The 16,211-nt window shown below is 45.7% G+C and carries 14 protein-coding genes and 1 tRNA gene; 6 read left to right on the top strand and 9 right to left on the bottom strand.

Features of this window, described 5'->3' with window-relative positions:
- Positions 1-76: 76 nt before the first annotated feature.
- The gene (locus tag U1F02_RS05760) at positions 77-724 is read right to left on the bottom strand and encodes an RBBP9/YdeN family alpha/beta hydrolase (RefSeq protein ID WP_409989412.1); all 648 of its coding nucleotides are present in this window, start codon (positions 722-724) and stop codon (positions 77-79) included.
- A gap of 166 nt (positions 725-890) precedes the next feature.
- Here U1F02_RS05760 and U1F02_RS05755 point away from each other — a divergent pair, with 166 nt between their 5' ends.
- Positions 891-1,100 carry a DUF2892 domain-containing protein gene (locus U1F02_RS05755; protein ID WP_409989411.1) on the top strand — a complete coding sequence of 70 codons (210 nt, stop codon included), beginning with the start codon at positions 891-893 and terminating at the stop codon, positions 1,098-1,100.
- 9 nt (positions 1,101-1,109) lie between these two features.
- On the top strand, positions 1,110-1,634 hold the full coding sequence (locus tag U1F02_RS05750) for an RNA polymerase sigma factor (RefSeq protein WP_409989410.1): 525 nt from the start codon (positions 1,110-1,112) through the stop codon (positions 1,632-1,634).
- A gap of 18 nt (positions 1,635-1,652) precedes the next feature.
- Here the strand turns inward: U1F02_RS05750 and U1F02_RS05745 are convergent, their stop codons facing one another.
- Together U1F02_RS05745 and U1F02_RS05740 are read right to left on the bottom strand one after the other, a co-directional pair.
- On the bottom strand, positions 1,653-2,096 hold the full coding sequence (locus U1F02_RS05745) for a VOC family protein (RefSeq protein ID WP_409989409.1): 444 nt from the start codon (positions 2,094-2,096) through the stop codon (positions 1,653-1,655).
- 98 nt (positions 2,097-2,194) lie between these two features.
- Positions 2,195-2,608: an SRPBCC family protein gene (locus U1F02_RS05740; RefSeq protein ID WP_409989408.1), complete on the bottom strand. Its 414-nt coding sequence runs from the start codon at positions 2,606-2,608 to the stop codon at positions 2,195-2,197.
- A gap of 648 nt (positions 2,609-3,256) precedes the next feature.
- On the opposite strand from U1F02_RS05740, the gene U1F02_RS05735 reads away from it, so the two are divergent.
- The 3 genes from U1F02_RS05735 to U1F02_RS05725 are packed head-to-tail and all read left to right on the top strand — an operon-like array spanning position 3,257 to position 5,786.
- Complete coding sequence (locus U1F02_RS05735) at positions 3,257-3,652, top strand: DUF6165 family protein (protein ID WP_409989407.1); 396 nt, start codon at positions 3,257-3,259, stop codon at positions 3,650-3,652.
- 5 nt (positions 3,653-3,657) lie between these two features.
- Positions 3,658-4,704, top strand: a complete 1,047-nt coding sequence (waaC, locus tag U1F02_RS05730) for a lipopolysaccharide heptosyltransferase I (RefSeq protein ID WP_409989406.1) — start codon at positions 3,658-3,660, stop codon at positions 4,702-4,704.
- Positions 4,705-4,724: 20 nt separating this feature from the next.
- Positions 4,725-5,786: a CDP-glycerol glycerophosphotransferase family protein gene (locus U1F02_RS05725; protein WP_409989405.1), complete on the top strand. Its 1,062-nt coding sequence runs from the start codon at positions 4,725-4,727 to the stop codon at positions 5,784-5,786.
- Here the strand turns inward: U1F02_RS05725 and U1F02_RS05720 are convergent, their stop codons facing one another.
- Together U1F02_RS05720 and U1F02_RS05715 are read right to left on the bottom strand one after the other, a co-directional pair.
- Positions 5,787-6,851: a glycosyltransferase family 9 protein gene (locus U1F02_RS05720; RefSeq protein ID WP_409989404.1), complete on the bottom strand. Its 1,065-nt coding sequence runs from the start codon at positions 6,849-6,851 to the stop codon at positions 5,787-5,789.
- The gene (locus tag U1F02_RS05715) at positions 6,851-8,101 is read right to left on the bottom strand and encodes a glycosyltransferase family 4 protein (protein ID WP_409989403.1); all 1,251 of its coding nucleotides are present in this window, start codon (positions 8,099-8,101) and stop codon (positions 6,851-6,853) included. Before U1F02_RS05715 ends, U1F02_RS05720 begins: the two co-directional genes overlap by 1 nt.
- Before the next feature lie 40 nt (positions 8,102-8,141).
- On the opposite strand from U1F02_RS05715, the gene U1F02_RS05710 reads away from it, so the two are divergent.
- On the top strand, positions 8,142-11,048 hold the full coding sequence (locus tag U1F02_RS05710; protein WP_409989402.1) for a valine--tRNA ligase: 2,907 nt from the start codon (positions 8,142-8,144) through the stop codon (positions 11,046-11,048).
- A gap of 131 nt (positions 11,049-11,179) precedes the next feature.
- Here U1F02_RS05710 and U1F02_RS05705 read toward each other — a convergent pair.
- From U1F02_RS05705 to alaS, 4 genes are all read right to left on the bottom strand, one after another.
- Positions 11,180-11,271: transfer RNA gene (locus U1F02_RS05705), tRNA-Ser, on the bottom strand.
- Positions 11,272-11,705: 434 nt separating this feature from the next.
- On the bottom strand, positions 11,706-11,900 hold the full coding sequence (gene csrA / locus U1F02_RS05700) for a carbon storage regulator CsrA (RefSeq protein ID WP_189415848.1): 195 nt from the start codon (positions 11,898-11,900) through the stop codon (positions 11,706-11,708).
- Between the two features lie 216 nt (positions 11,901-12,116).
- Positions 12,117-13,364 (bottom strand): aspartate kinase, encoded by a 1,248-nt coding sequence (locus U1F02_RS05695; protein WP_409989401.1) that lies wholly within the window; start codon positions 13,362-13,364, stop codon positions 12,117-12,119.
- Between the two features lie 209 nt (positions 13,365-13,573).
- On the bottom strand, positions 13,574-16,204 hold the full coding sequence (alaS, locus tag U1F02_RS05690) for an alanine--tRNA ligase (protein WP_409989400.1): 2,631 nt from the start codon (positions 16,202-16,204) through the stop codon (positions 13,574-13,576).
- Positions 16,205-16,211 lie beyond the last annotated feature (7 nt).

Below are 16,211 nucleotides of genomic sequence, written 5' to 3'. Positions count from 1 at the left end.
TTTAGGTGAAACCAGAAAAGGCGGCATTATACGCGGGAACAACCAAGTTGCGGCTGCTCTCGATTAAAATCATCACTCAAGAAAGTGACTTCAAAAACTGATGCAAATGCTGCTCTCCTTCCGGCCAATCACCCAAACCGGCACTGGTATTGATGTGGCCTTTTGCGCCTATGTTTATTAATTCGCTGCCCCAAGCTTTGGCGAAGTAACGGCTTCGTTCAAGCGTGCAATAAGGGTCATCCGAACTCATCACCATGATTGCGGGTATGGCAATCTTTTGGGCGGGAGTGGATGAAAAGCCGCTAATGGCCGCAGGAAAAGAATCCGCGTCTGCATCAGGTACAGCCACCAAAAAGGCACCGCGAATTTTTTGCTGTAGCTGTTCTGGATACTGGTTAGCCCATTCAACAAATGCCAAACCACCCAAGCTGTGGCTAATAATAACCACTGGGTTTGAGGTTTTACCTAGTGCAATATCCAAAGCACTTACCCACTCATTTCTGTTCGGGCTTTCCCAATTTTGTTCAACCCAAATACTGCTCGGAAAGGCGTTAAACCACTTGGCCTGCCAGTGATCGCCCGTTGAGTTACCGTAACCCGCGAGAAAAAGAAATTCAGGTTGTTGCATATTTATTCCTGTATCTAAGGGCAGTTGATTGCCAGGCGAATCAAATAACACCCGAACACCGCCCCAATGAAAATGTCGTGAATCAGTACCACTCATAAGAGTGTCGCAAAACAGCAAAAAGGATTCGCGTCACTCAAAAAAATCTCAGTTGAGCTGCCGCTCTCACAATATCAATAACTTTTTTATTTCTGGCGAATCCTTTTGGCATTTCCGACCCACTAGGAAATGAGGGCTTGCCTCATTTAATCATTAGGAGAAAACTATGTGGTACGTTAAAAATGTTCCAACCTGGGAACGAGTATTAAGAATATCGGCTGGTTTGGGCGCACTGGCTTACAGTTACAGCGCTTTCGGTACTTCAACATTGGGCGTGATCGTGGGCCTTTCATGCGCCGGATTTGCATCAACGGGATTATTCGGCTATTGCCCGCTCTGTGCAATTGGCGGCCGCAAAATAGACTCATCAAACTAAGGAGCTTAAGTGAACAACGGGGATCAAATGTCGGGATTAATCACAGCCGCCCAAACAGGCGATCCCTTTGCATTACAAAAGCTGCTGGAACATTGGTATCCGGATTTGCGCCGCTACGCACAAAAACATTGTCAGGCTAGTTATGTTGACGATGCGGTACAAGAAACACTGTTGGTCATGAGCAGGAAAATTAAGGCTGTTCGCAGTATTTCTTCATTTTCTGCCTGGCTATTCACTATTGTGAAGCGACACTGCCAATCCGTTTTTCGCCGCATGCATTTGAATGTGCATATTGATGAAGCCGAATGGGCAGAATTTATTGATTCAAAACCCCACCCACAATTGCGGTTAGAACTGGTCGCCGCCTTGGAGTCGCTACCCGAACACTATTTACAGATTATTTTACTGCGCGATTTTGAGGAGTTAACGCTCAGCGAAATTGCTAAACGTTTAAATGAAAATATTCCCGCCATCAAAAGCCGCTTGCACAGGGCAAGGACTTTAGTGCGGGAATATTTAACGGCAAAGTCTTAGGGCGCACTTGGGATTTCGTTATTGCACAACGAGATGATCCTTTTCATCAAACACCCATACATCTTCATGATCGACTTCAAACAAGTGGCCATCCGGGTCGCGAAAGTAACCCGCTGTGCCCCACTGGGTTTTGGTTGCGGGTTTTACGAGAGTCCCTCCCGCTTCCGCTGCGCGAGCCAAGGTTAGCGCCACATCTTCTGCTTTAGGCACTAAATGAATCAGCGCAACACCAGAGAATCCGGTTCCATGAGCGCTTGGCTCCAAGGCATCTTTCGCCAAATCCTCCCTGGAGATCAACGCCAAAGCAAAACCGCCCAAGTCAAACTTGACGAATCCCGCATGGCTACTAGGGGCGCGCTTCCATCCTAAGGCCTCGTAAAATGCGGCTGCTTTAGCCACGTCATTTACGCCGAGCAAAATAATATGAAGGCGCTGCTTTAGTTGGGGAGCGGTACTAGCCATTCGTTTTGTTTCCTTTTGAGTTATTGATGTATTTTCCGATGCGATACTCGAGACACAGGTCAGCAACATACATAAGCACAATGTGAACTTTACTTTCATCAGGCAGCTCTCGCATAGTTAATGAAAGCCTGAGTCTGCGCAGCCGCTTCTCTTATCTGGTTTTCGCCAATAATTTTACGCCAGAGAAACCCCAGTGGCCCCCAAATTTGCAGCTCCATATGGATATGCGTGGTATCTCCTACTCGCACATATCTATGGGAGGTACGCATTTTTGCCAAAGGTAAGTGAGCCACGTCTATGACCTCGTAAGGCCACATTTTCTCAATGGTGATCTTTACTGCAGGGCCCCCTTTCGGCTTAAGCATAAAAACACCACCGGGTTTTGCATCACTCATCAATTGAGTGTGCTCAATGCCCTCATCCCATTTGTTCCAGGCATTAAAATCGGTAATTGCCCGGTAAAGGTTTTCCGCGGGGACATCGGTAGTCGTTTGGAATTTAGCTTGCCACATATGATTTCTCCTTAATGTGTGTTGACGAAGGGTATCTTAATCGCAATAACTGACAGAGGCTGTCAGTAGAAATTGAATGCACCTAAAATACGATTCATGCCCAATCCCAGCCCCACAATGTCGCATAAAGTTGAATTTATAATTAACGAAAATCAAAAGATTCCCCTCATTCACAAACAGTATAAACAGCTCATTATTTAACCCGACGATTGCCGCCAGCCTATATAGACTTAAAATCGAGGGACACAATTGGGTACACGGAAAGCCTAGCGGGGGCGACGTACAAGCAAGAGGAGACTTTGGGTTTATTCAAGAACGATTTGGAGAAGTGTTATGACGATGAGCGACATAGAGATTATTCGAGCCGTAAGAATCCTGTGTATTCAACAACGATTTGACGAAGCTCTACGGCAGGCCAGCCAAGTGGAGGATGAACAAAGCCGCAGAACGCTAATGGCAATCTGTACCTCCTTCCGAAACTCACAAATTACCGCGAGAGCCGCAAACTAACGCCGTTTTGCGCCCCATTCGGAAAACCCTATGGGGCGCCCATTCTTCTAACATCCACGCACACCTGCGCGCGCAGCATAAATTTGCTAAGATGCCGCCATTCAAAAATCTCCCGATTATACCCAAGAGAACCTAACTATGCTGATTGAAGCTCCAATATCCCTAGGCGAACTCATCGATAAAATCACTATTCTTGAAATTAAAGCAATCAACATCAGCGATACAGGTAAACTCAAAAACGTTACCCATGAATTAAATGTACTTAATGCCAAGGTCGATAACTTGCTAGATGCAGCTGGTGTTGCCAAACTTGCACCTCTTAAGCAAGATTTGAAAGACATCAACCAAGAGCTTTGGATTATTGAAGACGATATTCGCGATTGCGAATACGCTAAAGACTTTAGCGATAAATTTATCCAACTTGCCCGCGCAGTTTATGTCACTAACGACAAGCGCGCAAAAGTTAAAAAAGATATTAATCTCGCATTTGGCTCTGAATTAGTCGAAGAAAAATCTTACAAAGACTATCAATAAGCTTCATGGAAAACTCCCCCGTTCCGCTTAGAATTCTGTTGGTGAAGATGTCGTCTATGGGCGACATCTTTCACACATTCCCCGCTATTAGCGATTTAAAAGCGCACCACCCCGAGGCAATAATTGACTGGGTTGTTGAAGATGGCTTTAAAGAAATAGTTGATTGGCACCCCGCAATTAACAAAGCAATTCCTATTAGCCTGCGCCGCTGGATGAAAGAACGTGGCAGTAAAAGCTGGCAGGAGTTCCGTGCGTGGAAAAGGCAACTCAAATCTGAACACTACGATGTAGTTATTGATGCACAAGGTCTTTTCAAAAGCGCAATAATTTCAAAATGCGCAAACGCAAAAGAAATTCGAGGCTTCAATAGCAAATCAGCTCGGGAACCTATAGCAAGTTTGTTTTATAACAAGCGCTACGGCGTGGACAAAAATCAACATGCAGTTGAGCGTACTCGCCAGCTCTTCGCTCATGCGTTTGGTTATACACCTGCGCAGCATCTCAATTTTGGAATCAATCAAAACTTCTCCCATGTTATTAAAAATCCGCGGAAGTTAATGTTTATTATCGGCACGAGCTGGGTCACCAAGCTCTGGTCAAGCTTTCACTGGCAAAAATTAACCGCAATTGCCATCGAAGAAGGATTTGACGTGGAAATAATGTGGGGTAGCTTAGAAGAACGCTCCATAGCGGACAGCATTATTGCTGTCTGCCCAAAGGCAACGCGCCCCCAACAACGTATGTCGATCACCACCATTGCGGAAAATCTAGTCGAAGCAGCAGGCGTTATTGGTTTAGACACTGGTTTTTCACACTTAGCCGGCGCACTGGAAACCCCCACAGTTGCGCTTTATGGTGCAACATCTCCAATTAAAGTCGGCTTAATTGGCAAACACACCAGCAATTTGCAACTTGAACAAGTTCTATCTTGCATGCCGTGCCACAAACGGCAATGCAAATGGCTACCTGAAAATAGCCATGAAACGCCACCCTGCATGAATGGTATAAAACCGTTTAATGTTTGGAACACGCTGATCGCCAAAATGAATTAATAGATCTACCGAGACCTTTTATGTATCGCTTTTTACTTCATGTTACCTACGCTTATGGCTTACCTATTTGTAAGCCATTAGAAGAGGAAATAAAAAAACGCGGTTACGAAGTAAAATGGTTTTCAGAAATGGAACAAAGCAGTTGCCTGCTGCGCGATTCCGGCGATTTATTGTTAACACCACAAGACGTGATTGATTACGAGCCGCATGTAGTTTTATCAGCTACCAACATAGTTCCCGATTTTTTCCCAGGTATAAAAGTACAAATCTTTCACGGCTTTTCAATTAACAAACGTTCTGCGGAAAAAGGCCACTTCCGCGTACGCGGATTCTTTGATCTTTATTGCACGCAAGGCCCCTCAACTACAATCCCCTTTCAAAAAATTGCAAAAGATTTAGGCTACTTTGAAGCAGTTGAAACGGGCTGGTCTAAAGTAGATCCTTTATTTCCAGTTGAGCCAACACATAACGCGCGCCCTAGAATTCTAGTTTCGTCCACATTCACCCCAAAATTAAGCTTAGCACACAGCGACGAATTTATTGCTGAGTTAAAAAGATTAATGGAATTAAACCATTACGATTGGATGATAACCATGCATCCATTGATGGATAAAGATCGAGCAGATAAATTCAGGGCATTGGAAAACGTCAACGTAAAATTCAAAGACACAACAGACTTAATTCCATTGTTCAAACAAGCAGATTTGATGATTGCAGATACCACATCGGCAATTGCCGAGTTTTTGTTACAAGAAAAGCCAGTGGTTACCTTCAATAACAATAAGCCAGATAAGCATCTGTTGGATATAAAAGCGCCCGAGCACCTGGAAAAAGCGATAACAACCGCACTAACTCTGCCTGAAGACCTGATGAATAGTATCAAGGAGTTTATCGCGGAAACTCACCCCTACAAAGACGGACACTCCAGTGAAAGAGTTGTTGATGCGTGCATTAATTTCTTGCGTATGGATAAAAAAAGCCTGAAAAGAAAACCACTCAATCTTTTACGAAAACTTCAAATTAGAAAAAAATACAAGTTTTTTACGCTTCGCAGCTTTAACAAACCTATTACAGTGCAATAGCTATTTTTTTACGTAACGATCAAGCATTGGCTGCAAACTTTCCCACACTCGGTCAACCGTAATTAGATTAAACCGATCTTCGTAGGTCATTGCTTTTTGCTCCAGTTTGGAACAAAAGTCATCTGGACTAATCCCAGCAAACCGATCGCCTTGGGCTGGCAACCAACGGTTTTTTGCAATTTTCGGCGGAAAAATAGCAAAAGACGGAACATCTAAAGCTTGCACCAGATGGCGAGCGCCGCCTTCATTTCCAAAAAAGAAATCACAGTTAGCACTTAGCGCACATAAATCGCGCAAGGAGTTCGCTTCAATATTCGTGAAGATATTAGCGTGATTGTTCATTTCCTGATGAACACTAACAGCAAACTCTTGCTCTGCATTCACAAAGTTAAAAATGATCTGTGCATCGTAATTTTCGATAATACGTTGAAGCACTTGCTTCATACGCTCTTTATCCCAAATTTTATGCTGCAAGCGAGCAGAAACAACCGCGAGTATTACGGGACGCGAGAAATCAATTCCCGATGAAACCATATAATCCCGAAAACCTTGCTTTTCGCTATCCGTCACATACAGCTTAAAATCTCTGCAATAGATAACTTCAGTAAGTTTTTCCAATGGTTTTAGGAAAGCGAGATTTTGATCAATCATGTTACTGGTTTTATCCCCGCGGTTATCAACGGGGTGATTGAGCGCTATAAAACTGTATGGCTTCTTAGTACCAATTCGGAACGCAGTGAAGGGGGAAAACAACGAAAACAGTAAAGTCCTCAAAGTGCCGCGCATATCAATTATTACATCGTATTTATTGGCGCGGACAATAGACCAAACTCTTCGAATATAAAGGAGAAAACTCTTATCATCCTTGGAATCAAAAGAAATAACCTTATCAACGTCAGGATGCCCGTCGTACAAAGGTACAATAGGTGTATTCAATAAATAATGGATCTCTGCGTCGGGAAACGTTTTACGCAAACTGGTACAGAGAGACGTACCCAATACAGCATCGCCCACACGACGAAACCGAATGACTAGTATTTTTTTGATGTCTTTTTTTTCGGTCATCACTTACTTCCAATTATCTCGCGATATACAGCCAAGGTCTTTTGCGCCATTACCGGTGTAATGTATTGGCTATACAACAACTTATTGCCATTATCCGCCATAAGTTTTGCTTCGTCAGGATGATCTAACAAGTAGACCAAGTGGCGCGCGAGAGCTTCATCATCACCTTTCTCAGCAATAAAACCTGTCTCACCCTGCTTGATAATTTCCGCCGCGCCACCCGCATTAGTCGTTACTATAGGTACGCGATGGTAAAAGCATTCATAAAGAAATTGCGCAATTCCCTCCAGCTTGGAACTCATAAAACCTATGTCGAATTGCGGAATGAAATTAGAGGCATCCTCAGTAAAACCGAGGAAGGAGACATAAGCTTCCAATTTATAAGTTTCCACCAACGCCATAATTTCGGGCGTTTTATCGGCAGGGGAGCCTATCTGCACAAAATGAACATCTTTACGTCCATACTCATTAATCAATCGGTTAAGGGTACGCACGTAAGTAAACAAATCTTTTGCCGGATAATGGTTGGCAATATTACCGACAATTTTAATTCCTTCGGCAATACCCAACTTTTCACGCAATTTAAATAGCGTAATATCACTTTTGTTATCAATCCGTGTACCGTGATACAAAGTCAGTATTTTCCCCTTGTCTCTAACAGCTTCAGCCAAGACCCCCTGCGTCTCCTCAGAAACACATAGATATTTTTGAATTTTTTTATAATTGTATTTATAAAGTGTCAGGAAATTTTTCCGCACTGGATAAGATATTTTTTTACTCAATACGAACGGGGGAAGATTGGAAAAATGATCAGCAATAATGGCTAATTGCATAGCGGTCGGATCATGCAAATGAATTAAATCAATCGACTCTTGCTTACACAGATTGATAATAGTTGAGATAAATTTAAGGTCGATGCGGCGACGACGCCTTGCGGTAAAAAATTTAATCTTTAATTTGGTGAGCTTCTGATGAAACTGTCCACCTTCTACACATAAAATAATGTTGTTAACTTCCGGATTGGATTGGGCCAATTCAAAACATAAATTCTGGATATGGTTTTCACCACCACCCCATTTAAGTACACCGGAAATATGTAAAATATTCATAGAGGTTTTACACCAATAACACGCAGGCAAGATCGCAAATTTGGTCGCCATAATACCCAAAAGCCCCCCAAAAATCTCGCCCACGAGCGCAGACAAACAAGCCCCGCGCCCGCTATAATCGCCCCCTATATTTTTTGTCATTGTTTTGCCGCCAGCGGCACCTATAGAGCTTGTTATCGCTATGGAAAAAACCTACGAACCCCATGCTATCGAACGCCAGTGGTATGAAACCTGGGAAGCCAAGGGCTACTTCAAACCCGCTGGTGAAGGCACCCCTTATTGCATGATGATTCCACCACCCAATGTCACAGGCAGCCTGCACATGGGTCACGGTTTTAACAACGCGGTAATGGATACCATGATTCGCTATCGCCGCATGAAAGGCGACGACACCTTATGGCAAGTAGGTACCGACCACGCCGGTATCGCAACGCAGATGGTGGTTGAGCGTCAGCTCGCTGCGCAAGGCATTAGTCGTCATGATTTGGGTCGCGAAGAATTTCTGAAAAAGGTGTGGGAGTGGAAAGAACAATCCGGCGGCACCATTACTCGCCAAATTCGCCGCTTGGGGTCATCAGTAGATTGGAGCCGTGAGCGCTTCACGATGGATGAGGGTTTGTCCAAAGCCGTACAAGAAGCTTTTGTGCGTTTGTATGACGACGGTTTGATTTATCGCGGCAAGCGACTGGTTAACTGGGACCCAAAACTGCACACCGCCATTTCTGATTTGGAAGTAGAAAATCACGATGAAAAAGGTTTCCTCTGGAATTTGCGCTACCCCTTAGCCAATGGCGCCACAACCGCGGAAGGCAAAAATTATTTAGTCGTTGCGACAACTCGCCCCGAAACCATGTTGGGCGATAGTGCTGTTGCTGTTCATCCAGAAGACGAACGTTACAAATCACTGATCGGAAAATTCGTTGAACTCCCATTGGTTGGTCGTTTAATTCCGATCGTTGCGGATGATTATGTCGACCGCGAATTTGGTACGGGCTGCGTAAAAATCACACCAGCGCACGACTTCAACGATTACGAAGTTGGCAAACGCCACAATTTGCCATTGATTAATGTGCTCGACAAAAACGCTGCGATTTTAGCAACCGCCCAAAGCTTTAATATCGATGGCAGTTTGAACACTGAAGTTGATAACACATTACCTGCAGAATACGCAGGCCTTGATCGTTATGAAGCACGCAAACAAATTATCGCCGCATTTGAAGCTGCTGGCCTGCTCGAAAAAATTGATGATCACGCATTGAAAGTACCGCGCGGTGATCGCTCCGGTGTTGTAATTGAGCCATGGTTGACTGATCAATGGTATGTGAGCACCAAACCTCTTGCAGAACCTGCCATTGCTGCCGTTGAAGATGGCCGCATCCAGTTTGTTCCCAAGCAATACGAGAATATGTATTTCTCGTGGATGCGCGATATTCAGGATTGGTGTATCAGCCGTCAATTGTGGTGGGGCCATCGCATTCCCGCCTGGTATGACGCGAGCGGCAAAGTGTATGTAGGTCGCAGCGAATCGGAAGTGCGCAGTAAATATTCAATCGCTGCTGATGTTGCGCTTAACCAAGATGAAGATGTGTTGGATACTTGGTTCAGCTCAGGCCTGTGGACTTTCTCAACACTGGGTTGGCCAGAACAAACAGATTTCCTGAAGAAATTCCACCCGACTGATTTGTTGGTAACGGGTTTCGATATTATTTTCTTCTGGGTTGCCCGCATGATCATGATGACCATGCATTTGGTAAAACACGAAGATGGCAGCGCGCAGATTCCATTTAAAACCGTTTACGTTCATGGTTTGGTACGCGATAGCCAAGGCCAGAAAATGTCCAAATCAAAAGGCAACGTGCTCGACCCACTCGACATCGTTGACGGGATTGATTTGGAAACCCTTGTGCAAAAACGCACCACGGGCTTAATGAATCCGAAAGACGCAGCGAAAATTGAAAAGCAAACGCGCAAAGAATTTCCGGAAGGCATTCAAGCTTACGGAACTGATGCGCTGCGCTTTACTTTCTGCTCGTTGGCATCAACAGGCCGCGACATTAAGTTCGATATGGGTCGCGTTGAAGGCTATAGAAACTTTTGCAATAAAATCTGGAACGCAATGCGTTACACATTGATGCAATGTGAAAATCAAGATTGCGGACAGGACGATGTGCAGGGAAGCACAAGTGTCGCGGGAGACAGGATGTCGGGAGCGACCGGTTCAACAGATTACGAGTTATCGCTGGGCGATCGTTGGATTATTAGCAAATTACAACTAGCTGAAAAAGCAGTTGCAGAAAACTTGGATAATTATCGTTTGGATTTGGCTTCACAAGCTATTTATTCGTTTGTATGGGACGAATACTGCAGCTGGTATCTGGAAGCAACCAAAGCTGTTTTATTCAACGCAGATGCAACTACCGCACAAAAGAAAGGTACTCGCCGCACTTTAGTTCGTGTGCTTGAAACTATTTTGCGCTTGGTGCATCCGCTCATGCCATTTATCACTGAAGAAATTTGGCAAATCATCAAGCCTTTAAGTGGTGCGAAAGGCGAAACGATTATGCTGACTCGTTTCCCAGAAGCGGACGACAGCAAAATCGATCAACAAGCATTGAGCGACGTAGAGTGGCTGCAGGCAGTTGTTGTGGGTGTACGCAATATTCGCGGCGAAATGAATATTTCTCCCGCAAAAGATTTACCTGTGCTTTTCAAAAATGGTTCCACTGAAGACCAGCAACGCCTACAAAACAATCAGCAATTTTTGAAAAAGTTGGCCTCGCTGGAAAGCGTAACCTGGTTAAATGCCGGCGATGCAGAACCTCTGTCTGCAACTGCATTAGTAGGCAATATGGAAATTTTAGTACCTATGGCTGGCATCATTGATAAAAATGCTGAGATTGCGCGCCTAACAAAAGAAAGTGCAAAACTAGAAATGGATATCACCAAAACCGAAGCCAAGCTTAGTAACGAAGCTTTTGTTTCAAAAGCACCTGAAGCTGTTGTTGCGGCAGAACGTGCGCGCGTCGCAGATCATAAAATTGCGGTAGAAAAATTACGTGAGCAGATCCAAAAGATCAGCGCATTGTAATTTTTAGACGTAATTAGTTACGCAAAAAAGGGATGATGAATCATCCCTTTTTATTTTCTCCACAGTACGGAAATTTTTTACACACAACAAAAAAGCCCAACCTTTCGATTGGGCTTTTTTGTTTGGAATAATGGCGGTGAGGGAGGGAGTCGAACCCTCGATACCGTTTAAAGGGTATACTCCCTTAGCAGGGGAGCGCCTTCGGCCACTCGGCCACCTCACCGTTCTGTTTTTTGAGAAATCTGAAAAAAATAAATAATTTATTATTCTCGTTTTCCTCGTGCCCGAAGCAAGCTTCGGCCATTGATTCGTCACTTCCTGTGACTCACCCCTTCGGGGCGTCTGCGACGTCCAAATTTGTTCCTGACAAATTTGTCGGCCACCTGTCATCGCACATACTACATCTTAAAGCGTGATTAGCGCTCCGTTTCAGTAGGAGCGGCATAATATCATACTTCAAAAAAAATCAAAGACTTAAACGCAATTTAATAGCAAAGGAAAACTCGTTTTTCTAAAAGCTACGATTAAATAGACAAGTTGTTTGAAGAACATACGAATTAAAATAGCAGGCGGGAATCTGCGCGGTAGTGGTTAAACCACCTACCGCGAGACGTTCACACGAAAATTTAATGTGGCAATCGGCGAGGCTGGAAAAAATTAAAACGAGTTTTGATCGTCCGAATTTTGCTTTTCACGCTGAATACGTTGATAAATTTCCTCGCGATGAACGGCGATGTCTTTTGGCGCATTCACACCGATACGTACTTGGTTACCTTTTACACCAAGAACGGTAACAGTGACTTCATCACCAACCATCAAAGTTTCACCAATACGGCGAGTTAAAATTAACATTTCAATCTCCTTCACTCATCCTGTAAGAGAACGACTTAGGGCTCCTGCCCACCATCGCCTCTCGACTAACCCTTGTCACGGCCAAAGCATTGTCGCTCTGGGCTTAGCTAAGTATTGACTACTTTTCGTGAAAAGGAAGAAACCCCGCATATTTTTCTCCGGCAACCTGAGTGACCGAAGACTAACTACCATAACTAAACCAACAGATGGATGAGCCTAGCCCCTCACACGGCTCTCTGTTGGTTCGGCATCCAAACCAAAAGCGGTGTGCAAACTGCGCACAGCCAACTCTAAGTAACGTTCATCAATGATCACCGAAATCTTGATTTCAGAGGTGGTAATCATCTGGATGTTGATGTTATCTGCCGCCAAGGCGGTAAACATCTTGGAGGCAACGCCTGCATGAGAGCGCATACCAACACCCACGATGGAAACTTTTGCAACCTTATCATCACTGCGAACTTCGCGCGCGCCTATTTCTTTGGCAACGCCTTCTAATACCGCAACGGCTTTTTGCATATCATTCTTGTGCACAGTGAATGTCAGGTCTGTAGTGTTATCCGCTGACACGTTTTGCACGATCACATCGATTTCGATGTTTGCAGCGCCAATTGGCGCTAAAATTTTTGACGCTACGCCCGGTACATCAGGTACGCCAGCAACAGTTACTTTGGCTTCATCACGGTTAAAAGCAATACCGGAAACAATAGGTTGTTCCATAGTCGAATCTTCCTCATCGAGGGTAATAAGGGTTCCAGGGCCTTCTTTAAAGCTGTGGAGTACGCGTAGTGGCACTTTGTATTTACCGGCAAACTCAACTGAGCGAATTTGCAGTACTTTAGAGCCTTGACTGGCCATTTCCAGCATTTCTTCAAAGGTAATTTTTTCGAGGCGGCGAGCGCGCTCAACAACACGTGGATCGGTGGTGTACACGCCATCCACATCGGTATAGATCTGGCACTCATCTGCCTTAAGCGCTGCTGCCAAGGCAACACCAGTGGTATCTGAACCACCACGACCCAAGGTGGTAATGTTGCCGTTTTCGTCAACGCCTTGGAAACCTGCAACTACAACAACACGACCAGCATCAAGGTCGGCGCGCATATTGGCTTCGTCGATAGACTGAATACGAGCCTTGGTAAACGAGCTGTCAGTCATAATGCGTACTTGACCACCAGTGTATGAACGGGCATCAACGCCACGCTTCTTGAGCGCCATACACAACAACGCAATCGTTACTTGTTCGCCGGTAGATACCAGCACGTCCAGCTCACGTGGATCTGGCGTAGCTTGAATTTGATTAGCCAACGCAATAAGGCGATTGGTTTCGCCGCTCATTGCGGAGAGTACCACCACCATGTCGTGGCCTTGAGCACGGAAGCTCGCTACCTTATCGGCAACTTGTTCAATGCGTTCGATGGAGCCTACTGAGGTGCCACCGTATTTTTGAACCAATAAGCTCATTACAACCTATCCTTTACAGACTGTGCCGATTGGAGAAGATTCCCAACGGACTTTTTCTTGTGAACGCTACATCGTCATTAGATGCCGATTAGTAACGATCAGGTCACAAAACGGCGGGCAATTAAACACCAGTTTTCAATAAAAGTTAACCCGAAAAAAACGAAAAAGAGTAGATTTCGGGATTTTTCAATACGAAAAGTTAGTAACCACTACGCTCCAAGCTGAGATTTCACCCAAGGCACTACCGATGCCAAGGCAGAATCGAGCGCTGATACATCAGTACCGCCGCCTTGGGCCATGTCAGGACGTCCACCGCCCTTACCGCCCAATTGCTCAGCAACGAAACGCATAAGATCGCCAGCTTTCACTTTTGAGGTTGCATCTTGAGTAACGCCAGCAACTAAAGCTACCTTCCCGTCTTCAACAGCCGCTAACAACACTACAGCGGTGCCCAACTTGTTTTTAAATTGATCAACACTGTCTCTGAGAGACTTGGAGTCTGCACCTTCCAAATTCAATACCAAGATTTTAATTCCAGCGACTTCTTGTGCTTGGCCGAGCAAATCAACGCTGCCAGCAGTCGCCAACTTGGTTTTGAGCGCCGCTAACTCTTTTTCGAGCTTACGATTGTGCGCCACCAAACTTTCCAACTTTTCAGCCAGATTGTCGCGGCTGGCTTTTAACGCGCGCGCACTGCTATCAATAAGGTCTTCCACTTTGTCGAATAAGGCCAAAGCTGTTGCACCGGTAACCGCCTCTACTCGGCGAACACCTGCGGCCACGCCAGATTCTGAGGTAATACGGAACAAGCCAATATCACCCGTGCGCTTAACGTGTGTACCTCCACAAAGTTCGATGGAGAAACCATCACCCATGGTCAACACACGGACGCTGTCGCCGTATTTTTCACCGAACAGAGCCATAGCGCCTTTGGCTTTGGCTTCTTCAATATTGCATAGCTCAGTAGCCACAGCAGAGTTAGCGCGAATTTGGTCGTTAACCAAGGTTTCAATTGCTTTGAGCTGTTCTGTGGAAATGGCTTCAAAGTGCGAGAAGTCGAAGCGCAAACGCTCCGAATCAACCAACGAACCTTTCTGAGTAACATGATCGCCCAAGACTTTACGCAAGGCGGCATGCAATAGATGAGTAGCTGAGTGGTTCAAGGCGGTGGCCTGACGAACGCTTGCGTCCACAGTCGCAGAAACCTGATCACCAATACTGATGGAGCCAGACAGCACACGCACCAAGTGCAAATTACTTGTGCCTTGCTTCTGGCAATCGCGTACTTCGATATGAGCCGAACCTGCGTTCAAGTAACCTGTATCGCCAGCTTGGCCGCCAGATTCTGCATAGAATGGGGTTTGATCCAAAACGACAACGCCATCATCACCTTCGTTCAATCGCTCAACTTTCGCGCCATCTTTCAGTAATGCAACGACTTTACCTTGCTCCGCAAGTGAGCTGTAACCCAAGAATTCACTTGCGGGTAAATCAAGGCCAGCAGCGGTGTAGTCGACTTTAAAGGCACCTGCTGCGCGCGCGCGTTTGCGCTGTTCATCCATTGCCGCTTCGTATCCAGACATGTCGATGGTCAAGCCTTTTTCGCGGGCGATATCGTTGGTCAAATCAACCGGGAAGCCGTAGGTATCGTAAAGAGTAAAGACGACTTGGCCAGGAATTTCGGAGCCGGTAATTTTGGTCAGCGCATCTTCTAGAACGCTGATCCCTTTATCGAGAGTCTTTTCAAATTGTTCTTCTTCCGCCAGCAACACGCGCTCGATTTGCGATTTGTTTTTAACGAGTTCGGGATAGGCTTCACCCATCACCTCAGCCAAGGCTTTAACGAGTTTGTGGAAGAAAGGTTGCTTTTGGCCGAGTTGATGACCGTGGCGAATAGCACGGCGAATGATGCGGCGCAGCACATAACCGCGGCCTTCGTTAGATGGCGTGACGCCGTCAGATACAAGGAACGAGCAGGAACGGATGTGGTCGGCGATAACGCGCAGGGATTTGTTTTCCAGATCGCTGGTGCCAGTCACATCAGCAGCGGCTTTCAGCAAGTGTTGGAACAGATCAATTTCGTAGTTGGAATGAACGTGCTGCATAACAGCAGAGATACGTTCCAGGCCCATGCCGGTATCCACGGACGGTGCTGGAAGCGGATGCAGTACGCCGTCTGGTGTACGGTTGAACTGCATAAATACGTTGTTCCAAATTTCGATGAAACGGTCGCCATCTTCTTCTGGCGAACCTGGTGGGCCACCCCAAATGTCGGCGCCGTGATCGTAGAAAATTTCAGTACAGGGGCCGCAAGGGCCTGTATCACCCATCGCCCAGAAGTTGTCTGACGCGTAGGGCGCGCCTTTGTTGTCGCCGATGCGAATCAAGCGCTCGGCAGGCACGCCGACTTCTTTCAGCCAAATGTCGTAGGCTTCATCGTCTGAGGCATACACGGTAACGGTGAGTTTGTCGGCGGGAATGTTCAACCAATCTTTGGAGGTCAGGAATTCCCATGCGTAGAGGATGGCGTCGCGCTTGAAGTAGTCGCCAAAGCTGAAGTTGCCGAGCATTTCGAAGAAGGTGTGGTGGCGCGCTGTGTAGCCAACATTTTCGAGGTCATTGTGCTTGCCACCGGCACGTACGCAACGCTGTGAGCTGGTTGCACGTGTGTAAGAGCGTTTGTCACCGCCGAGGAATACATCCTTGAATTGAACCATACCCGCATTTGTGAACAATAGCGTTGGGTCGTTACCGGGAATCAGGGAACTACTGGGAACAATGGTGTGGCCTTTTGATTCAAAAAATTTGAGATAGGCGTCGCGTATTTCTGCGCTCTTCATAAATCTT

The organism is Cellvibrio sp. (genome assembly GCF_046347455.1).
Classification (GTDB): domain Bacteria; phylum Pseudomonadota; class Gammaproteobacteria; order Pseudomonadales; family Cellvibrionaceae; genus Cellvibrio.
Note: the sequence above shows the minus strand (reverse complement) of the source record. Positions and strands in the feature narration are given on the sequence as shown.